Raw genomic sequence first — 20,421 nt, forward strand, 5'->3', positions numbered from 1 at the left:
GACGGCAGGTGCTGTGCGCCCTCCCCCTACCCTTGCACCAACGAACTCAGCACCGCCCGCAGCTTTCCGGGGCGTACCGGCTTGTTCAGCAGCGGGATGTCCAGCCGTTGCAGGGCGCGGCGGCACTCGTCGCTGCGGTCGGCGGTGATCATCACCGCGGGAATGCTGATCGCGTATTTTTCGCGCAGCGCCTTCACGACTTCGCAGCCGGTGAGGCCGTAGTCCAGGTGGTAGTCGGCGACGATGATGTCCGGCGCCTTGGAATCGAGCGCTGTCACGGCGGTTTCGAAGTCCGTCGCCGTGAGGACCTCGCAGCCCCATTGGCCCAGCAGCGCGGACATGCTGTAGAGGATGGCCTCTTCGTTGTCGATCACCAGGAGGCGTCTTCCCGGCAGTGGGTCGCCGATACCGGGGCGCGGTGTGCTGGAGGCGGGTTGGTGGATCGGCAGATCGCCAGCCAGGGGGATTTCGATGGCGAACAGCGAGCCACGCCCCAGGGTCGAGCGCACCTGGACGCTACAGCCCAGCAGGCCGGCAATGCGGTCGACGATGGCCAGACCCAGGCCGACGCCCTGTCGCTCGGCGGCGCGGCCGACATCGAGCTGGTTGAACTCGCGGAAGATCGCCTGCAGTTGATCGGCAGGAATCCCCCGGCCGGTGTCCCAGACCTCCAGGCGCACGCTGTCACCGCGACGGCGGGCCGCCAACAGTACGCCGCCGTGCTGGGTATAGCGGCAGGCGTTACTGAGGAAGTTACGCAGGATGCGCGAAACCAGGTGGGCGTCGGTGCGTACCCGCAGGTCGGGGATGCGCGCGCGCAGTTGCAGGCCGGAGGCGCGGGCCACACTGTCGAACTCCGAGGCCAGCGGGCCGAGCAGCTCGCCGAGGTTCAGCGATTCCGGCTCGGCGCGGATCGCGCTCTGGTCCAGGCGGGAGATTTCCAGCAGGTCGCTGAGCAGGTTCTCCGCTCCTTCCAGTGCCTGATGGGTACGCTCCACCAACTGCCGCTCGGATGCTGGCAACTGCCGCTCGCGCAGGGTCGAGAGCAACAGCCGCGCGGCGTTCAGGGGTTGCAGCAGGTCATGGCTGGCCGCCGCCAGGTACTTGTCCTTGGACAGGTTGGCCGACTCGGCGGCGTCACGGGCTTCGCGCAGCTGCTGGTTGAGTGTCTCCAGTTCGCGGGTGCGGGCGGTGACGCGCTGCTCCAATTCCTCGTTGAGGCTCTGCAGGCGCTGCTGGGCCTGGACGCGCTCGGTGATGTCGGCGACGAAGCCTTCCACCAGGCCTTCTTCGTCCGGCTTGAGCAGCAGGTTCATCAGCACGTCGACGTGGCTGCCGTCGCGCCGCAGCAGACGCGTCTCGTAGCCGAACAGGCCGCCACGCTCCTGCAACAGGTCGCGGATGCGGCGCATCTCCGCCTCGCCGCCGGCGAAGAGCTGGCTGGCCATGTCCTGGGGGCTCCACAGCACCTGCTGCGGGTCGTCGTAGCCGAGCATGTGCGCCAGGGCCGGGTTGGCGGCCCGCAGTCCCTGGCTCAGGCTGGCCTGGAAGATGCCGTGGACAGCGTTCTCGAACAGCCATTTATAGCGGTTGCGCTCGGTTTCCAGCTCGTCCAGGCGCGCCACCAGCTCGGGGTAGTGGCTCTTGCGCGCGGAGTGGCTGCCCAGTCCGAGCAGCCCGGCCAGGGCCTGTTGTTGCTGTTGCTCGTCAGAGGGCCTCGCCATACACCACCTCGACGTCGCGCTGGCTGGATTCGCGAGGGTTGGTGAGGATGCACGGGTCCTGCATCGCATGGCGCGAGAGGAAGGGAATGTCCGAACTGCCGACGCCGTGCAGGCCGAGGCTCTCGTGGAAGCCCACGGCGTTCTTCAGGGCGATCAGGTGTTCTACCAGGCGTTGGCGTACCTGGGCGTGGTTGAGACCACGGCAGTCGATGCCGAAGGTCTCGGCGATCACCTTGAAGCGCTCGGGCGCCGCGCTGTAGTTGAAGGCCACCACGTGCTCCACCAGCACGGCGTTGCACAGGCCGTGAGGTAGGTCGAGATAGCCGCCCAGGCTGTGGGACATGGCGTGCACCGCGCCGAGGATCGCGTTGGAGAACGCCAGCCCCGCCTGCATGCTGCCCAGCATGATCTTCTCGCGCAGGGCGATGTCCGAGGGGTTGGCGATCATCTGCACCAGGTTGCCGTTGATCAGCCGCATGGCCTCCAGTGCGTGGGGGTCGGTGAGCGGGCCGTGGCCGGTGGAAACGAAGGCCTCGATGGCGTGCACCAGGGCGTCGATGCCGGTGCAGGCGGAGAGGAACGGGTCCATGGTCAGGGTGGTTTCCGGGTCGATCAGCGACACGTCGGGCACCACGGCCTTGCTGACGATGGAGAACTTCATCCGCTCATCCTGGTTGGAGATGATCACGAACTGTGAGACGTCCGCCGAGGTGCCGGCGGTGGTCGGGATCAGGATCAGCGGCGGGCTGGGCACGCGCAGGGTATCCACACCCTCGAATTCAAGGATGTTGCGGCCGTGGGCGGCGACGATGCCGATGCCCTTGGCGCAGTCCATGGGGCTGCCGCCGCCCACCGCGACGATGACGTTGCAGCCCTGGCTACGATAGAAGTCGGCGCCGCGCATCACCTCTTCCACGCGCGGGTTGGGCGAAACGTCGGTGTAGCGGCAGAAGGGAATGTCCTGGGCGGCCAGGCTGGCTTCGATGTCGGCGACCCAGCCGGCGGCGAGTACACCGGGGTCCGACACCACCAGCACCTTGCGGGCGCCGAAGGTTTTCACGTAATTGGCGACATTGTGCCGGCATCCGGCACCGAAAATGATCTCTGGCGAGACGAATTTGCGCAGCTGGCTGAGCTCGTGGGACATCGGGGGCTCTGTCGTTATTGTTATGGGATGTTTCCGGCAGCCTACTGCATCCGTCAGGTATTGCAATGCGACCTTGGCAGACGCTTCAGACAGCCAGCAGCGCCTGGTAGAAACGCCACTCCGCCTCCAGCGCATGGGCGAGATTGGCGCCCTGGCGGAAACCATGGCGCTCGCCGGCATAGCGGTGCACCTCCACCGGTACGCCGCGTTGGCGCAGGGACTCGACCATGGCGTCGGTCTGCGCCGGCACTACCACGGCGTCCAGCTCACCCTGGAAGAAGATCACCGGCGCGTGGATATGCCCGGCCAGCAGCACCGGCGTGCGCTCGCGGTAGCGTTCGGCGTCCTGCTGCGGGTCGCCGATCAGCCAGTCGAGGTAATCCGCCTCGAACTTGTGGGTCACCCGGGCCAGCGCCTGCGGATCGCTGACGCCATACAGGCTGGCGCCGCCGCGCAGACCCGTGAGGCGCGCCAGAGCCATCAGCGCGCTGTAGCCACCGGCACTGGCGCCGCGCACGAAGACCCGTTGGCGGTCGATGCGTCCGGCCTTGGCGAGGAAATCCAGCGCTGCGCCGATGTCCTCCACTTCCACCTGCCCCCAGCCCAGGCGCAGGCGCTCGCGATAGGCGCGGCCATAACCGGCGCTGCCGCGATAGTTGAGGTCCGCCACGGCGAAGCCGCGACGGGTCCAGAACTGGATGCGCCCGTCGAACACCGGGTAGCTGGCCGAGGTCGGGCCGCCGTGCAGGAACACCACCAGGGGCGGTGCTTCTACGTCGCCGTAGGGTGGGTAGAAGAAGCCATGGCCACACTCGTCCTCACCCACCGGATAGTGGAAGGTTTCACCACGGGACAGCTCGGCCTCGGCCAGCGGCTGCTCACCGCCGGCCAGTACCTGGGTGGCGCCGTCTACCCGGCGGATGGCCAATAGCGTCGGCAGGCGATCCGGCGCGGCGGCGATGCAGTAGAAGTGCCGCTCATCCGCCGCAAGGGAGCGGAAGCGGCTGTACTCCGGTGCGAGCCGGCGTTCGCCACCGTGCCCGTCATAAAGCACCAGCACACCGCATCCGTCTTCGTAACGGGTTGCCAGCAGGCTGCCGTCCGCCAGCGGCAGGAAGGTGCGCCCGCCCAGTTGCCAGGGCGCGCTGGCGTGGTCCGCAGCCGCAGCCTGCCAGCCGCCGGGGCCTTCGTGGTACGGCTGCCAATAGCCGGCGCGGTCGCTCAGCCAGTGCAGCCGGCCATCGTCGGCGAAGCGCGGCTGCTGGATGGATTCGTGCCGGGTCTGCCCGGCCAGGCAGCGTTGTTCGCCGGCGAAGGACTCGACCAGGCGGGTGCGTGTCCAGGGTTGTTCGGGACGGTCCCACTCCACCCAGGCGATTCGTTCGGCACTGCCGTCGGCCACGGGCGAGGCATAGAAATCCGCGCCTGTGGCGATCACCCGCCGCCGGCCATCGGCATCCAGGCGGACGATGCAGTGCTGCACCCCGCCGCTACCGCCCTCCTCCTCCACCGCCAGCAGCGCGTTCCAGGCGGCAACGTAGTACAGGTCACCGTAGCGGCAGTCGTCGCGATGGGTGATCGCGCGGGGTTCGCCGCCCAGGCGCAGCCAGCGCACCTGCTGGTCGCCCTCTTCCACCCAGGCCACGCCGTCGGTCGTGGCGCAGCAGGAACCGCCGCCGTACTCGTAGACGCGGCTGCGCACCGACGCGCCGGGGGGAGTCAGTTCGCGGGTCTGCCCTTCACGGCGCAGGAACAGCCGGCAGCGTGCGCTGGCGGGGTCGAAGGCGGCCCACAACAGACCGCCATGGGCAACGTGCAGCTCGGCGAAGTCCCCGGCGGCGGCTACCGCGCGTTCGGCGCTCCAGTCGTCGCGGCCCACGCTCAGGCCTTGCAGATCAACTGCGAGGCGCGCTCGTTGCGCCAGGTCAGCTGGTCCAGGGCCAACGGCGCCTCCTCGGCCTCGCGGCGGGCGTCGAGGATGATGCCGTGGTGGGCCGACTTGGCGCACACCGGGTCGGTCGCCTCGGCATCGCCGGTGAGCATGAAGGCCTGGCAGCGGCAGCCGCCGAAGTCACGCTCCTTCTCGTCGCAGGAGCGGCACGGCTCCGGCATCCAGGCATCGCCGCGGAAGCGGTTGAAGCCGAAGGACTCGTACCAGATGTGCTGCAGGCTGTGCTCGCGCACGTTGGGGAACTTCACCGGCAACTGCCGCGCGCTGTGGCACGGGAGCGCGGTGCCGTCCGGGGTGACGTCGAGGAACACGCTGCCCCAGCCGCCCATGCAGGCCTTGGGGCGCTCCTCGTAGTAGTCCGGCACCACGAAGATCAGCTTGCACGGGTTGCCTTCGGCGGCCAGGCGCTCGCGGTACTCGGCGGTGATGCGCTCGGCGCGCTTTAGCTGCTCGCGGGTCGGCAGCAGCCCGGCGCGGTTCAGTTCGGCCCAGCCGTAGAACTGGCAGGTGGCGAGTTCGACGTAATCGGCCTCCAGTTCGATGCACAGCTCGATGATGCGATCGATGCTGTCGATGTTGTGCCGGTGGGTGACGAAGTTGAGCACCATCGGATAACCGTGGGCTTTCACCGCGCGGGCCATGGCTAGCTTCTGGGCGAAGGCCTTGCGCGAGCCGGCGAGCAGGTTGTTCACCTCCTCGTCGGCGGCCTGGAAGCTGATCTGGATATGGTCCAGCCCGGCGTCTGCGAACTCCTTCAGGCGCTGCTCGTTGAGCCCGATGCCGGAAGTGATCAGGTTGGTATAGAAGCCGAGCTCGCGCGCGGCAGCGATCAGCTCGGCGAGGTCCTGGCGCACCAAGGGTTCGCCGCCGGAAAAACCCAGTTGCGCCGCGCCCATTTCGCGGGCCTGGCGGAACACCTCGATCCACTGTGCGGTGGAAAGCTCCTCGCCACCCTTGGCGAAGTCCAGTGGGTTGGAGCAGTACGGACACTGCAACGGGCAGCGGTAGGTCAGCTCGGCCAGCAGCCAGAGCGGCGGGCCCACCGGCGCCTCAGCGCAGTTCGATCCAGAATTGCGCATGGGCCACCTCGAGGAATGCCAGGATGTCTTCGTCGATGCCCGGCACGCCGGGGAAATCGGAACGCAGGCCGTCGATGATGCCGGCGACGTCGGATTGACCGTCGACACGGCCGAGGATCGCCCCGGCGCTGTCGTTGAGCTTCACCATCCCCTCAGGATAGAGCAGCACGTGGCAGCCCTGGGCCGGTTCGAATTGCAGGCGGAAGCCCCGGCGCAGCACCGGTACGCTGTCCAGCGAAGGCAGACTCATCACAGCAACCCCCTGTGCCATACGCGCTCGGTCGTCACCGTGTGGTACGGCGGGCGCTCCAGTTCATAGGCCATGCTCATCGCGTCGAGCATGCTCCAGAGCACGTCGAGCTTGAATTGCAGGATTTCCAGCATGCGCTCCTGGGCCTCGCGGGTGCGGTAGTGCTCCAGGGTGATGCGCAGGCCGTGCTCCACGTCGCGACGCGCCTGGGACAGGCGCTTGCGGAAGTAGTCGTAGCCGGTGGCGTCGATCCAGGGGTAGTGCTGCGGCCAGCTGTCCAGGCGCGACTGGTGGATCTGCGGGGCGAACAGCTCGGTCAGCGAACTGCTGGCCGCTTCCTGCCAACTGGCGCGGCGGGCGAAGTTGACGTAGGCGTCCACCGCGAAGCGCACGCCGGGCAGCACCAGTTCCTGGGACAGCACCTGCTCGCGGTCCAGCCCCACGGATTCGGCCAGGCGCAGCCAGGCCTCGATGCCGCCCTCCTCGCCCGGCGCGCCGTCATGGTCGAGGATGCGCTGCAGCCACTCGCGGCGCACGTCGCGGTCCGGGCAGTTGGCGAGGATCGCCGCGTCCTTCAGCGGAATGTTCACCTGGTAGTAGAAGCGGTTGGCCACCCAGCCCTGGATCTGCTCGCGGCTGGCGCGGCCTTCGTACATGGCCACGTGGTACGGGTGGAATATGTGGTAGCAGGCGCCCTTGGCGCGCAGCGCCTGCTCGAATTCGGCGGGGCTCATGGCTTCGCGGGGCATCGCGGCTCCCCTCACAGTTGTATGCCCATGCCATCGAACGCCACCTCGATGCCGTGCGCGTCCAGTTCGGCGCGTTCGGGCGAGGCGATGTCGAGGATGGGATTGGTGTTGTTGATGTGGATGAGCACCTTGCGCGGTCCGTCGATGCCGTCGAGCACCTCGATCATGCCGCCGTGGCCGCTCTGGGCCAGGTGGCCCATCTCGCTGCCGAGCTTGTCGCCCACTTCGCAGACGCGCATTTCGTCGTCGCGCCACAGGGTGCCGTCCACCAGCAGGCAGTCGGCGCGGCGCATCCACGCCAGCAGGCCATCGTCCACCTGGCCCAGGCCGGGCGCGTAGAACAGCTTGCCGCCAGTGGAGAGGTCTTCGACGAACAGGCCGATGTTGTCGCCCGGATGCGGGTTGCCCCGGTGCGGCGAATACGGCGGCGCACTGCTGCGCAGGGCGATGGCGGTGAAACGCAGGCCTGGGCAGGCAGGAATGCTGAAGGGTTCGGCGTTCAGTTCGATCAGCTTGTGCTTCAACCCGCCGTTCCAGTGCGACAGCATGGGGAACAGCGGGAAGCCCGTGGACAGGTCCTGGTGGACCATCTCCGTGCACCACACCTCGTGCGGGCAACCCTCGCGCAGGCTGAGCAGGCCGGTGGTGTGGTCGATCTGGCTGTCCAGCAGGACGATGGCGGCAATCGCCGAATCACGCAGGCGCCGCGCCGGCTGCAGCGCCGGGAAGGACGCCAGCTGGGCGCGGATGTCGGGGGAGGCGTTGCAGAGAATCCAGTTCTCGCCATCGTCGGACAGCGCGATGGACGACTGGGTGCGTGGCTGTGCGATCACGCTGCCGTCGCGTACGCCGCGACAGTTGCGGCAATTGCAGTTCCACTGGGGAAAACCGCCGCCGGCGGCCGACCCGAGAATTCGGATGTGCATGACAGTGCCCCGTGGGCAGGGGCCCCGGCGGACCGGGGCCGAGTGGATCAGCGGTTGGCGAAGTACAGGGTCACTTCAAAGCCAAGGCGCAGGTCGGTGAAGCTAGGCTTGGTCCACATGGGTCTGTCCTCTTGTTGTAGGGATGTCGTACTGGCATCGCACCGGTTGTTCCGGTAGATCGAGTTAAACACCGGGGGCAGAGAGGCCGAATGATACTTTCGAAGGAGATTCCCCCCTGATTTGGTAGTGAGTGCGCGCCTTGCGGCGTAGGGCGTACAACCGTTCGCGGTGGTACGCCGTTAAACCTTAGTTCGCCGTTGGCGCCTTGGTCGACTTCGGAGTGGCCTGAAGGTCGGCGGTTCGCGAGCAAGCTCGCTCCTACAGAAAAGCACCGGGCCCGCTTTTCGTAGGAGCGAGCTTGCTCGCGAACAGAGAGGCATCCGGAAAAAAGAAAACGCGACCGGAGTCGCGTTCGACGAAGACCGTCGCCCGAGGAAGTGGGCACGGAAGCGGACGGCCGCCCGAACGGGCGCGTCGAGACAAGGGATGCCCGGCCGGCGGGCACACCGGAGGTGGGAACCGGCGAGCCCGATGGGGGAAGGCTCGCCGGCTTGCTACTCGGATCAGCCGGGGATCAGAAGAAGCCCAGCGGGTTGATGTCGTAGCTCACCAGCAGGTTCTTGGTCTGCTGGTAGTGGTCGAGCATCATCTTGTGGGTCTCGCGGCCGACGCCGGACTTCTTGTAGCCACCGAAGGCGGCGTGCGCCGGGTACAGGTGGTAGCAGTTGGTCCACACACGGCCGGACTGGATGCCCCGGCCCATGCGCCAGGCACGGTTGATGTCGCGGGTCCACACACCGGCGCCGAGGCCGAATTCGGTGTCGTTGGCGATCGCCAGGGCTTCGGCTTCGTCCTTGAATGTGGTCACGCCCACCACCGGGCCGAAGATTTCCTCCTGGAACACGCGCATGCCGTTGTGCCCCTTGAGCAGGGTCGGCTGGATGTAGTAACCGCTGGCCAGGTCACCCTCCAGGCGCTCGCTGGCGCCACCGGCGAGCAGCTCGGCGCCTTCATTCTGGGCAATGTCGAGATAGGACAGGATCTTCTCGTACTGCTGCTGCGACGCCTGGGCGCCGACCATGGTCTCGGTGTCCAGCGGGTTGCCGCGCTTGATCGCCTTGATCTTCTTCAGCACCTCGGCCATGAACGGCTCGAAGATGGACTCCTGCACCAGCGCCCGCGACGGGCAGGTGCACACCTCGCCCTGGTTGAAGAAGGCCAGCACCAGGCCCTCGGCGGCCTTCTCGATGAAGGCCGGCTCGGCCTGCATGATGTCCTCGAAGAAGATGTTCGGGCTCTTGCCGCCCAGCTCCACGGTGGATGGAATGATGTTCTCCGCCGCGCAGCGCAGGATGTGCGAGCCGACTGGAGTGGAGCCGGTGAAGGCGATCTTGGCGATGCGCTTGCTGGTGGCCAGCGCCTGGCCCGCTTCCTTGCCGAAACCCTGGACGATGTTCAGCACGCCCGGTGGCAGCAGGTCGCCGATGATCTCGGCCAGCAGCATGATCGACAGCGGCGTCTGCTCGGCCGGCTTGAGCACCACGCAGTTGCCGGCGGCCAGGGCCGGGGCGAGCTTCCACGCGGCCATCAGCAGCGGGAAGTTCCACGGGATGATCTGCCCAACCACGCCCAGCGGTTCGTGGATGTGGTAGGCGACGGTGTTCTCGTTGATCTCGGCGGCGCCGCCTTCCTGGGCGCGGATGCAGCCGGCGAAGTAGCGGAAGTGGTCGGCGGCCAGGGGCACGTCGGCATTCAGCGTTTCGCGCACGGCCTTGCCGTTGTCCCAGGTCTCGGCGACGGCGAGTTGTTCCAGGTTCTGTTCGATGCGGTCGGCAATCTTCAGCAGGATCAGCGCGCGGTCCTGCACGGAAGTGCGGCCCCAGGCGTCTGCTGCGGCGTGGGCGGCGTCCAGGGCAAGCTCGATGTCTTCGGCGGTGGAGCGCGGGAACTCGGCGATGACTTCGCCGTTCACCGGCGAGGTGTTGCTGAAGTACTGGCCCAGAACCGGCGGGACGAACTCGCCACCGATGTAGTTGCCGTAGCGCGGCTTGAGGGTGACAACGGCGCCGGGGGCTCCGGGTGGGGCGTAGATCATGGAAAAGCTCTCCTGTCGGGTCCCAGCCTGAATCGGCCGGGTCATGGAGCGATCTTAGGCAGCGCCCTTCCCGGCCCGGAATGCACCCATGGGAGTGGTGGGTTACTCATTTGGTAGTAGAGGCGGCGAGCGTCGCAGGTTGTAGGGCGCATAACCCGGAACGGGTTATCCGCCGACGCAACCACGGCGGATAACGCTGTCGCGTTATGCGCCCTACGGTGCTCATTTGGTAGTAGATGTGGAGCGTGGGCTCTTCGTAGGAGCGGACTTTGTCCGCGATGCTTTCTGGTTGGGTGTTTCTGCGCCGCTTCGGTGTGTGCTGAAAGTCCTTGTTTCGCCCCCTCGGGCGAGTCACTTCTTCCAAACGCCGAAGAAGTAACCAAGAAGGCTTGCCCCTGCATCCGGGTCCCGCTTCGCGGGACTCCCCTCGTTCCATCGAAGTTTCAGGGGCCCGCCGCGAAGGGCCGCCCATGGCCCATCGCGGCTCTCGCGGCATCCATGCCGCTTAACCCCTGAAACTCCGATTCCACTCGGCCTCCTGAAGGGGCAGTCCGGAGCGTGCGGATGTTTTTCTGGAAGTCTCATAAGAGCCAGGGCAATGCGGCGGACCGGCTCGCGTAGGAGCACATCCCTAGCCCGCAAAAACAAAAGGCCGGCTCAACGGCCGGCCCCCTGCTCACCTCACAGCAACCTCACTTTTTCGCCACCAGGTCTTTCGGCAGCTTGAAGGTCCAGATCATCCCGCCCTGGTCCAGGTCCTTGATCCGCTTGGCCACCTCGCCACCCCACAGCGGTACCGCACCACCCCAGCCGGAGAGCACAGTCACGTACTGCTCGCCATCCATCTCCCAGGTGATCGGCGAGGCGATCACGCCCGAGCCGGTGTTGAACTCGTAGAGTTTCTTGCCGGTCTTGGCGTCGAAGGCCATCAGGAAGCCCTCGGGGTTGCCGGTGAATACCAGGTTGCCGTGAGTTGCCAGCACCCCACCCCACAGCGGCGCGTAGTTCTCGTAGCGCCATACCTGCTTGCCGGTCTTGGGATCGATGGCGCGCAGCACGCCGATGTACTTCTCGTTCAGCGGCTTGATGGTGAAGCCCGCGCCCAGGTACGCCGCACCCTTCTTGTAGGCGATGTTCTCGTTCCACATGTCCATGCCCCACTCGTTGGAGGGCACGTAGAACAGGCCGGTGTCCTGGCTGTAGGCCATGGGCATCCAGTTCTTGCCGCCGAGGAAGGAAGGCGAGACGAACACCGAGGAGCCCTTCTCGGTCCCCTGCCCCGGCGCGCCCGGACGGTGGGCGTCGTCGTAGATCGGCCGGCCGTCCTTGTCCAGGCCCTTGGCCCAGGTCACCTTGTCGACGAAGGGGAAGCCGCGGATGAACTTGCCGTTGGTGCGGTCCAGCACGTAGAAGAAGCCGTTGCGGTCGGCGGTGGCGGCGGCCTGCACGGTCTTGCCGCCGTCCTGGTAGTCAAAGGACACCAGCTCGTTCACGCCGTCGAAGTCCCAGCCGTCGTGCGGGGTGGTCTGGAAGTGCCACTTGATCGAGCCGTCCTCCGGGTTCAGCGCCAGGCGCGAGGAGGAGAACAGGTTGTCGCCCGGACGCAGGTGCGAGTTCCACGGCGAAGGGTTGCCGGTGCCGATGAACAGCGAGTCGGTGCTCGGATCGTAGTAGCCGCCCAGCCAGGGCGCGGCGCCGCCGGTCTTCCACAGGTCGCCCGGCCAGGTCTTGCCCGCTTCGCCGCCGGAGATGCCGTTCTCGATGGCCTTGCCGTCCTTGTAGACGTAGCCCATATGGCCTTCCACGGTCGGGCGGCTCCACAGCAGCTCGCCGTTGGTGGGGTTGTAGGCCTCGATCTTGCCGACCACGCCGAACTCGCCGCCGGCCACGCCGGTGATCAGCTTGCCCTTGGCGATCAGCGGCGCGGCGGAAATGGAGTAGCCGGCCTTGTAGTCGGCCACGGTCTTCTTCCACACCACCTTGCCGGTGTCCTTGTTCAGCGCGACCAGCTTGGCGTCGAGGGTGCCGAAGATCACCAGGTCGCCGTACAGGGCCACGCCACGGTTGATCACGTCACAGCAGGGCATGATGCCGTCGGGCAGGCGCGCATCGTACTGCCACAGCTTGCGCCCGGTGCGCGCGTCGGCGGCGAACACCCGAGAGTAGGAGGCGGTGACGTACATCACGCCGTCCTTGATCAGCGGTTGCGCCTGCTGGCCGCGCTGCTTCTCGCCGCCGAACGACAGCGCCCACACCGGCCGCAGCTCCTTCACGTTGTCGCTGTTCAGCGTGTTCAGCGGGCTGAAGCGCTGGCCCTGCTGGTTGATGCCGTTGACCACGACCTGGTCGGTGCGCTTGGCGGAATCACTGATGTCCTGGTCGGTGACCCCGGCGTGAGCGCCCAGGGCGGCCAGGCTGATGGCGGTGAACAGCACGGTGCGGGCGAAAGGTTGAAGCTGTCTCATGGCGTGCGCCTCTGCGATTGTTGTTGTACCCGGGAAAATGTCCCGGTCTGCCGCAGATTCTTGGTTTGGTGCGGCGGGCCAACAATTGAACGCAGTGCCGAATTTCCTAGTTCCTTGGTAGCAATACCGGGCTGCAGAGGCGCGAAATTCGGGGCTTGCGTAGGAGCTCAGAGGGTGGATGTCCCCTTGTAGGAGCGAGCTTGCTCGCGAACCGGATTGACCGGCGGTCATGGTGCCCTGGATGAACTCGGCGACCCTCTCCCAGAGGGAGAGGGAGTCATTCGGCGCGAAGGGGGGACACAGGAGTTCATCCTGCTGGAAGGTTCGCGAGCAAGCTCGCTCCTACAACAGGGTCGGAGCGGCAATCAGCAAGGCCGCTCCAGACAGCCCCCTCTCCCTCCGGGAGAGGGTTGGGATGAGGGCAACGCCGGTGCGCCGGAACATCCGGCAAGGCTTTACTGCTTGTCCACGCGGGGTAAAGCCTTCTGCTCATACCGCGGATAGAGATGGCTGACGCTGCGGATCAGCTCATAGCGCGTCAGGCTGACCCCGGCGAAGCGCTCGGGGATCGGCGTGCGCAACAGGTCGTTCATGTCCGCGCCCTGGGCGATGCCGTCGCGCATTACGTTATCGAGCCAGCCGAGGTAGTCGCGCATCTGGGCAAACGGCGCAGCATCCGTGGCGATGGGCCCGTGGCCAGGGACGATCAGTTTCCACGGCAGCTTCTGCAAGGTGTCGAGATCGCCCAGCCAAACGTCGATGCCTGGGCTGTTGGGCGTGGTCAGCGCACGCTGATAGAAAACGATATCGCCGGCGAACAGCACGCCAGTGGTCTCGTCGAGAATCGCCAGGTCCGCACCGGTATGCCCGCGCAGCCCCACCAGCCGGAACCTGTGACTGCCCATCTGCACGATGCCCGGCTCCACCGTCTCTGTAGGCAACACCACTTCCGTGCCGCGCATCCAGTCGCCCACCAGGCGGTACATGTTCTCCGCCATGGCGTTGCCCTGCTCCTTGAGCAACTTGCCGGTGCCGGCCAGCGCCCCGATGGGCACGTCGGTGAAGGCCTGGTTGCCCAGCACGTGATCGGGGTGATGATGAGTCAGCAGAACCCGCTTCACCGGCTTGCCGGTGGTCTGCTGGATCAGCACGCGCAGGGCTTCGCCATAGCGTTTCGAGGGGCCGGTGTCGATCACCAGCACACCATCGCCGGTGTCGATGAAGGCGACGTTGACGATGGCGCCGCCATTGTCCTTGCCGAAGTTGTCGGTGCTGCCTTCCACCAGCCAGGTGCCGTCGGCGATCTGCCGGGGTTGAAGGTGGTACTGCAGGTCGGCCAGCGCCGGCAGGCACAGGCACGCGAGGGCGATCAGGAGGAAACGCATGGGCACCTCGTTAGCGCAGAGCGGCCTGGAATTGGTTGCCATTGTTGTCGTGCAGCCAGAGTTCGGTGTGCGGGTGACCACGCACTTCGAAGGTGAACGTCGGGTTCTCGCTCACCGCCGGGAACAGCTCCAGCCGGGCGAAGACCTCGCCGTCCGGGCCACGCAGTTCGGCGTGGTCGATGTAGAACTCGGGGATGCCGCCGACCAGGCCGTTGTCCATTGGATGGGACACCGACAGGCGCACGCGGCTGTATTCGCCCCTGGGGTAGGACTCGCCGTGGACCTGGCCGAGCCTGTCCTCCCACCCCGGCTGTGCGCGCACTACGCTGGGCGCCGTGCAACCGCCGCCGGCGGCGTCGATCCAGGCCGAGCCGACATGCCAGACGCCCTTCTCGTCCCGCAGGGCGGCGCGGATCGGCGTGGCCTGTTCGATGCGGATGCGTACCGCCAGCAGCGGCTCCAGGTGCTCGCCGGGATAGAGTGTCAGCACATGGGGAATCGGGTTCAGCTCGGCCCACAGCAGCAGGCGGTCGAAGCGTCCCGGCAAGGCACGGGCGTCCACTTCCACCGGCACCTGCCGGGAATCCTCGGCGAAGGGCGGCACGCCCAGCTTCACGCGCTCGTCGAAGACATAGGGCTCACCATTGAGGAGCCGCTTGTGGTGGTACTCCCACATCACCGAGGGCAGCGGGTCGCCCTCCACCGCCGCCGCCAGCAGCGGCAGTGCGCACATCCCGAGCAACACGTGGCGCCTGTGCATCCTGTTTCCCTCACTGCACGTCCTGATAAAGCCCCGGCAGTTCGTAGCGCACGCCGTAGGCCGCATAGAGCTTTTCCATCTCGCCGCTGCGCACCAGCTCTTCCAGTTCGCCGTCCAGGGCATTGGAGAGCTGGCGGTTGCTTTCGTGCACCGCCATGCCGATGTCCCACTCGGGCTGGCCGAGGTTGGGGTAGGTATTCTCGGCGTTCTTCAGGTGCTCATCGGCGGCCTGGGCGCGCATCCAGTCCAGCTCGCCGCGCAGGGCCATCACCGCATCCACCTTGCCCGCGCGCATGCCGTCGAAGGCCGCCTGCGTGCTGGGGAAATGCACGGTCATGCGGCTGAGCTGGCCGCCCAGCACCGAGGTCAGGTAGAACGACGGCACGCTGTCCAGCTCGACGCCGATGGGGTGTTCGCGGAAGGCCGCGATGGTGTCCACCTTCGGCAGCCGCCGGTCATCGTTGACGACCTGCCAGCGTTCGCGCTGGTAGGGGCCGAACATCACCACCTGCTCGTTGGCGAACTCGCCCACGTCGTTGCGCCGGTTGGCGTATTCGCGGTCGTAGGGCACGCGCAGCATCACGTCGGCGACCACGCCGGGGCGCAGGTAATGGCCCTTCCAGATGAAGTTGCGCAGGTCGTCATCCAGGCGCTCGCCCGGCGTGACCCAGAGGAATTCCGCGCGCAGACCCAGCCCGCTGGCCAGGCGCGTCGCCAGGTCGATATCGATGCCGCGCGGCTGCCCGCCCTGCATGAAGCTGTAGGGCGGGAAGTTCTCGTACACGGCCACCCGCAGCACGCCGCTGGCGACCATGTCCTCGTAGGGGCGGACCTGTGCCTGAGCCTGCCCCAGCAGCAGGCTCAGGACCACGCCGAACAGCAGCTTGAGCAGGCGCATGGCGGTCACTCGTCTACGTGCACGCTGTCCAGGTAAGTGCGGATCGCCCAGAGGCCTTCCTGGCTGATGTAGTCGGCCATCTTCGGCATGTACACGGCGCCGTCGCGCACCGCACCGTTGATCACGCGCTCCTTGAACCACTCGTCACCCTCAGCGCCGACGTCGAGCTTGCGCAGGTCGGGGGCGATGCCGCCGGACTTGGCTTCCAGGCCGTGGCAGCGCGCGCAGTTCTGGTTGTAGGCCGAGGCGCCGATCTCCACCGCCTTGGCGTGGTTGGCGTAGGGTTCGCGGTAGGGGTTGGTGTCGCGCCATTCCTTGCCCAGAGGTTCCAGCCCCGTGGTATCCACTGCCTGGGGCGTCACATTGCCGTGGGACAGGGCCAGGCCCGAGGCACTCAGTCCAGCCAGCAACAGCAGGCCGCACAGCACGTTCTTGTTGTTCATCACTTCATCCTCTCATCGAGATGCTTGGCAAGGCTCGGCGCCCGGAGCGGCGACCGTGATGACGATGGTAAGAACGCTTGCTCGCAGGCCGAATCCTGCTTTGGGTGATGCCATCTACTCCCTTGGTACTAGGGCGACGGGAGGCCAGGGGCCACAGCGCCCGCAGGGCGTACAACCGTTCGCGGTTGTACGCCGATACACCTCGCCATGGAACCGCCCCCTGGGTCAGACCCGGAGCGCCCTGGAGCCCAGGCTGATCGGCGTATAACGCGGAGCGTTATACGCCCTACGCTCCTGGCGACCACGCGATGTGGAGGGGTTTCCCCGAGCATGCGGCTAAGGCGCACCACGACAGCTGTCGACACACCCCGCCGGGGCATGCCGCTCGACCGGACTCGGATAGCTGTTGCGGGCATAGAAGAAATCGAAGCCGAGCAGGCTGAGCATCAGCAGGATCGGCAGGACGAGAGTGACGGCGATACGCATGGCGACCTTTCTCTTCGGGTTCTTGTAGGGCCATCCTAGGTCGCGGGCGCGGCGCGCAACCTACTACCTTGGTACTGCCTCAACGGTACTTTCTGCATATTTGCCGCACCCCGCGCGATTCCTATGCTGGCCGCACAACAACAAGCCGGCCCCAAAGGAGTCGCCCATGCGCCAGTTCCTATTGCACGGCGTGGCCTACCTGCTCGCAGTGGCCTGCGCCGCCTCGCTCAGCCTCGGCGTGCGCGCTGGCGAGGTGCCCGTCCTGGAGGTCCGCATCGGCTACCTTGGCTACACGCCCGATCCCGGCCCGCTGCTGTCCAACGTCATCCCCGAACCAACGGACGCCGGCCTGCGCGGCGCGGAGCTGGCGATCACCGACAGCAACAGCACCGGGCGTTTCCTCAAGCACCGGTACAGCCTGGAAGCCGCCAGCACCGACAGCCCAGAAAAGCTGCTGGCCGCAGCCAAGCGCCTGCACGACGCCGGCCTGCGCCTGTTCGTGGTCAACGCCCCCGCCGACACCCTGCGCCAACTGGCCGCCGCCCTGCCCGATAGCCTGCTGTTCAACGCCGGCGCCGCCGATGACGAGCTGCGCGCCAGCCAGTGCGCGCCGAACGTGCTGCACACCCTGCCCAGCCGGTTGATGCTGACCGACGCCCTCACCCAGTTCCTGGTGCTGCGCAAGTGGACGCGCTGGCTGCTGATCGTCGGCCAGCGCCCGGAAGACGCCGCCTATGCCAACGCCCTGCGCCGCTCGGCCAAGCGCTTCGGCGCGAAGATCGTCGAGGAAAAGCCCTTCACCTTCGCCAACGACCAGCGCCGCAGCGCCCAGGCCGACATGGCGCTGTTCACCCAGTCCAGCGAGGACTACGACGCCGTGCTGGTGGCCGACGAGCACGGCGACTTCGGCGAATACGTGCCCTACAACACCTGGCTGCCGCGCCCCGTGGCCGGCACCCAGGGGCTGGTCGCCACCGGCTGGCACAAGACCGTGGAAACCTACGGCGCCGCACAGTTGCAGAAACGCTTCGAGGAACACGCCGGGCGCTGGATGAACGACCGCGACTTCGCCGCCTGGATCGCCGTGCGCAGCGTCGCCAGCGCGGTCACCCGCCTGCATGACGCAGAGCCCATGGCGGTCCGCAAGCTGTCGCTCTCCCCCGACCTGCCGCTGGACGGTTTCAAGGGCTACAAGCTCGGCTTCCGCGCCTGGGACGGCCAGCTGCGCCAGCCGATCCCGCTGGTGCAACCGCGCGCCCTGGTCAGCACCTCGCCGCAGGAAGGCTTCCTGCACCCCGCCAGCGAACTGGACAGCCTCGGCCTCGATGCTCCGGAAAGCCAGTGCCACCTCGCCGACGCCCAGCCATAAGGAAACTGCCCATGAGGACCGCAGCCATGCCCTGCCCCGCCCTGCCCCGCCTGCTGGCCCTGGCCTGCCTGGGCGCCGCGCTCTACCAGACGCCGCCGGCCTTCGCCGCCACGGCCTACGTGTCCAACGAGAAGGACAACAACCTCAGCGTCATCGACCTGGACAGCATGACCGTCACCGGTACCATCGACACCGGCAAGCGCCCGCGCGGCCTGGCGCTGTCCCACGACAACAAGCTGCTCTATATATGCGCGAGCGATTCGGACACCGTGCAGGTGCTGGACCTCGCCACCCGCAAGATCATCAGGCAGTTGCCCTCGGGCGCAGACCCCGAGCAGTTCGCCCTGCACCCCAACGACCGCTGGCTGTACATCTCCAACGAGGACGATGCACTGGTCACAGTGGTCGACACCCAGACCGCCCAGGTGCTCGGGCAGATCGACGTTGGCGTCGAGCCCGAAGGCATGGCGGTGAGCCCGGATGGCAAGTGGGCGGTGAACACCAGCGAAACCACCAACATGCTGCACTGGATCGACACCTCCACCCAGAAGCTGGTGGACAGCACCCTGGTGGACCAGCGCCCGCGCCACGCGGAGTTCACCCGCGACGGCTCGCAGGTCTGGGTTTCGGCGGAGATCGGCGGCACCGTCAGCGTGGTGGACACCGCCAGCCGCAAGATCCTCAAGACCCTGCGCTTCGCCATCCAGGGCGTGCATCCGGACAAGGTGCAACCGGTGGGCGTGAAGCTGACCGACGACGGCAAGACCGCCTTCGTCGCCCTCGGCCCGGCGAACCATGTGGCGGTGGTCGATGCCAAGACCTTCGAGGTCCTCGACTACCTGCTGGTGGGCCGCCGCGTCTGGCACCTGGCGTTCACCCCGGACGAGAAGACCCTGCTGGCCACCAACGGCGTCAGCGGCGATGTGTCGGTGATCGACGTGGCCTCGCGCAAGGTCAGCAAATCCATCAAGGTCGGCCGCTATCCCTGGGGCGTGGTGGTGACGCCATGAACGCGCTCACTGTCCGCGACCTGAGCTTTGCCTACGGCCCACGACGCGCCCTCGACGGGCTGGACTTCGAACTGCCCGCCGGGCGCTTCACCGCACTGCTGGGGCCCAACGGCGCCGGAAAATCCACCCTGGTAGCCCTGCTCACCCGCCTCTACGACCTGCAGCAGGGCGAGATCGAGGTGCTCGGCTGCAGCCTGCGCCGCCAGCCGCGCCTGGCCCTGCGCGAACTGGGCGTGGTGTTCCAGCAGAGCACCCTGGACCTGGACCTGAGCGTGGAGCAGAACCTGCGCTACCACGCCGCCCTGCACGGCCTGCCGCGCCGCCTGGCGAACGAGCGGATCGACGCCGAACTGGCCCGCCAGCAGTTGCAGGAACGCCGCCGCGACAAGGTCCGCGCGCTCAACGGCGGGCACCGCCGCCGGGTGGAAATCGCCCGCGCTCTGCTGCACCGCCCGCGTCTGCTGCTGCTCGACGAGGCCAGCGTCGGCCTCGACCCGGCGGCGCGCCAGGCGCTCAACGAACATGTACGACGGCTGTGCCGGGACGATGGCCTGGCGGTGCTCTGGACCACTCACCTGCTGGATGAAGTCCGAGGCGACGACGCATTGCTGGTGCTCGACCGTGGCCGCCTGGTCGCCCGTGGTGAAGCCCGGGACATCTGCGCGCCGGACGCCGGCGACCTGGAGCGTACCTTCGACCGCCTGACCCGCCTGGAGGCCTGCGCATGAGCGCCCTGGAAAGCCCGCGCTTCGACCCGGCCGCCTACTGGCAATGCCTGCGCGGCATCGTCGTGCGCGAATGGCTGCGCTTCGTCCTGCAACGCTCGCGCTTTCTCAGCGCGCTGGTGCGGCCGCTGCTCTGGCTGCTGGTGTTCGCCGCCGGCTTCCGCGCCGCGCTGGGCATCTCGATCATCGAGCCGTACGACACCTACGTCACCTACGAGACCTACATCGTGCCGGGGCTGTGCTGCATGATCCTGCTGTTCAACGGCATGCAGGGCTCGTTGTCGATGGTCTACGACCGCGAGATGGGCAGCATGCGCGTGCTGCTCACCAGCCCGCTGCCGCGCGCCTTCCTGCTGGCCAGCAAGCTGCTGGCCACGGCGCTGGTGTCGCTGCTGCAGGTCTATGCCTTCCTGCTGATCGCCTGGCTGTATGGCGTGCAAACACCGGCCATGGGCCTGCTCGCCGCCTTGCCGGCGCTGCTGCTGGCCGCCCTGCTGCTGGGCGCGCTGGGGCTGCTGCTGTCCAACGGCATCCGCCAGCTGGAGAACTTCGCCGGAGTGATGAATTTCGTCATTTTCCCGCTGTTCTTCCTCTCCTCCGCGCTCTACCCGCTATGGAAGATGCGCGAGGCCAGCCAGTGGCTCTACTGGCTGTGCGCGCTCAATCCCTTCAGTCACGCCGTGGAACTGGTGCGCTTCGCCCTCTACGAGCGCTTCAACCCGCTGGCGGCGGGCGTCTGCCTGGGCCTGACCCTGCTCTTCGCCGGGCTCGCCGTGCTGACGTTCAACCCGCAGCACGCGGCGCTGCGCAAGGGGTGAAACCTACTACTTTGGTACTGGTTCGCCCCTCCTGACGTCGAATTTCCAAAGCCGTACAGCTGGCATGTAATGGCCACTACA

At 67.0% G+C, this 20,421-nt stretch carries 19 protein-coding genes; 4 read left to right on the top strand and 15 right to left on the bottom strand.

Annotation, left to right across the window (positions count from 1 at the left end; translation table 11 throughout):
* Positions 1 to 26: 26 nt before the first annotated feature.
* The 15 genes from O6P39_RS13355 to O6P39_RS13425 form a co-directional block, all read right to left on the bottom strand.
* Entirely contained in the window at positions 27 to 1,724 is a 1,698-nt protein-coding gene (locus tag O6P39_RS13355; RefSeq protein WP_275611795.1) for a NahK/ErcS family hybrid sensor histidine kinase/response regulator, read from the bottom strand.
* Positions 1,708 to 2,871, bottom strand: coding sequence for an alcohol dehydrogenase-like regulatory protein ErcA (gene ercA, locus O6P39_RS13360; RefSeq protein ID WP_275611796.1), 1,164 nt, complete (start codon positions 2,869 to 2,871; stop codon positions 1,708 to 1,710). Before ercA ends, O6P39_RS13355 begins: the two co-directional genes overlap by 17 nt.
* A gap of 85 nt (positions 2,872 to 2,956) precedes the next feature.
* Positions 2,957 to 4,750, bottom strand: coding sequence for a S9 family peptidase (locus tag O6P39_RS13365; protein WP_275611797.1), 1,794 nt, complete (start codon positions 4,748 to 4,750; stop codon positions 2,957 to 2,959).
* Between the two features lie 2 nt (positions 4,751 to 4,752).
* Positions 4,753 to 5,901, bottom strand: coding sequence for a pyrroloquinoline quinone biosynthesis protein PqqE (gene pqqE / locus O6P39_RS13370; protein WP_275611798.1), 1,149 nt, complete (start codon positions 5,899 to 5,901; stop codon positions 4,753 to 4,755).
* Complete coding sequence (gene pqqD, locus O6P39_RS13375; RefSeq protein WP_275611799.1) at positions 5,873 to 6,151, bottom strand: pyrroloquinoline quinone biosynthesis peptide chaperone PqqD; 279 nt, start codon at positions 6,149 to 6,151, stop codon at positions 5,873 to 5,875. Before pqqD ends, pqqE begins: the two co-directional genes overlap by 29 nt.
* Positions 6,151 to 6,900 carry a pyrroloquinoline-quinone synthase PqqC gene (gene pqqC, locus O6P39_RS13380; protein ID WP_275611800.1) on the bottom strand — a complete coding sequence of 250 codons (750 nt, stop codon included), beginning with the start codon at positions 6,898 to 6,900 and terminating at the stop codon, positions 6,151 to 6,153. Before pqqC ends, pqqD begins: the two co-directional genes overlap by 1 nt.
* 11 nt (positions 6,901 to 6,911) lie before the next feature.
* Complete coding sequence (pqqB, locus tag O6P39_RS13385; RefSeq protein ID WP_275611801.1) at positions 6,912 to 7,826, bottom strand: pyrroloquinoline quinone biosynthesis protein PqqB; 915 nt, start codon at positions 7,824 to 7,826, stop codon at positions 6,912 to 6,914.
* Between the two features lie 47 nt (positions 7,827 to 7,873).
* Positions 7,874 to 7,945: a pyrroloquinoline quinone precursor peptide PqqA gene (pqqA, locus tag O6P39_RS13390; RefSeq protein ID WP_003106462.1), complete on the bottom strand. Its 72-nt coding sequence runs from the start codon at positions 7,943 to 7,945 to the stop codon at positions 7,874 to 7,876.
* Between the two features lie 515 nt (positions 7,946 to 8,460).
* Positions 8,461 to 9,981: an aldehyde dehydrogenase family protein gene (locus O6P39_RS13395; protein ID WP_275611802.1), complete on the bottom strand. Its 1,521-nt coding sequence runs from the start codon at positions 9,979 to 9,981 to the stop codon at positions 8,461 to 8,463.
* Positions 9,982 to 10,673: 692 nt separating this feature from the next.
* Entirely contained in the window at positions 10,674 to 12,446 is a 1,773-nt protein-coding gene (locus tag O6P39_RS13400) for a methanol/ethanol family PQQ-dependent dehydrogenase (protein WP_275611803.1), read from the bottom strand.
* A gap of 455 nt (positions 12,447 to 12,901) precedes the next feature.
* On the bottom strand, positions 12,902 to 13,831 hold the full coding sequence (locus O6P39_RS13405) for a quinoprotein relay system zinc metallohydrolase 1 (RefSeq protein ID WP_275611804.1): 930 nt from the start codon (positions 13,829 to 13,831) through the stop codon (positions 12,902 to 12,904).
* 10 nt (positions 13,832 to 13,841) lie between these two features.
* Positions 13,842 to 14,591: a quinoprotein dehydrogenase-associated SoxYZ-like carrier gene (locus O6P39_RS13410; protein WP_275611805.1), complete on the bottom strand. Its 750-nt coding sequence runs from the start codon at positions 14,589 to 14,591 to the stop codon at positions 13,842 to 13,844.
* 10 nt (positions 14,592 to 14,601) lie between these two features.
* The gene (locus O6P39_RS13415; protein WP_275611806.1) at positions 14,602 to 15,489 is read right to left on the bottom strand and encodes a transporter substrate-binding domain-containing protein; all 888 of its coding nucleotides are present in this window, start codon (positions 15,487 to 15,489) and stop codon (positions 14,602 to 14,604) included.
* A gap of 5 nt (positions 15,490 to 15,494) precedes the next feature.
* Positions 15,495 to 15,932 (bottom strand): cytochrome c-550 PedF, encoded by a 438-nt coding sequence (pedF, locus tag O6P39_RS13420; RefSeq protein ID WP_275611807.1) that lies wholly within the window; start codon positions 15,930 to 15,932, stop codon positions 15,495 to 15,497.
* Between the two features lie 336 nt (positions 15,933 to 16,268).
* Positions 16,269 to 16,418, bottom strand: coding sequence for a hypothetical protein (locus O6P39_RS13425; RefSeq protein ID WP_275611808.1), 150 nt, complete (start codon positions 16,416 to 16,418; stop codon positions 16,269 to 16,271).
* 166 nt (positions 16,419 to 16,584) lie between these two features.
* Here O6P39_RS13425 and O6P39_RS13430 point away from each other — a divergent pair, with 166 nt between their 5' ends.
* The 4 genes from O6P39_RS13430 to O6P39_RS13445 are packed head-to-tail and all read left to right on the top strand — an operon-like array spanning position 16,585 to position 20,340.
* Complete coding sequence (locus tag O6P39_RS13430) at positions 16,585 to 17,787, top strand: ABC transporter substrate-binding protein (protein WP_275611809.1); 1,203 nt, start codon at positions 16,585 to 16,587, stop codon at positions 17,785 to 17,787.
* A 41-nt stretch (positions 17,788 to 17,828) separates the two neighbouring features.
* Positions 17,829 to 18,797, top strand: a complete 969-nt coding sequence (locus tag O6P39_RS13435; RefSeq protein ID WP_275611946.1) for a YVTN family beta-propeller repeat protein — start codon at positions 17,829 to 17,831, stop codon at positions 18,795 to 18,797.
* Positions 18,794 to 19,525, top strand: coding sequence for an ABC transporter ATP-binding protein (locus O6P39_RS13440; protein WP_275611810.1), 732 nt, complete (start codon positions 18,794 to 18,796; stop codon positions 19,523 to 19,525). Before O6P39_RS13435 ends, O6P39_RS13440 begins: the two co-directional genes overlap by 4 nt.
* On the top strand, positions 19,522 to 20,340 hold the full coding sequence (locus O6P39_RS13445) for an ABC transporter permease (protein WP_275611811.1): 819 nt from the start codon (positions 19,522 to 19,524) through the stop codon (positions 20,338 to 20,340). Before O6P39_RS13440 ends, O6P39_RS13445 begins: the two co-directional genes overlap by 4 nt.
* Positions 20,341 to 20,421 lie beyond the last annotated feature (81 nt).

The sequence above is a fragment of the Pseudomonas sp. PSE14 genome, assembly GCF_029203285.1.
Lineage (GTDB): Bacteria > Pseudomonadota > Gammaproteobacteria > Pseudomonadales > Pseudomonadaceae > Pseudomonas.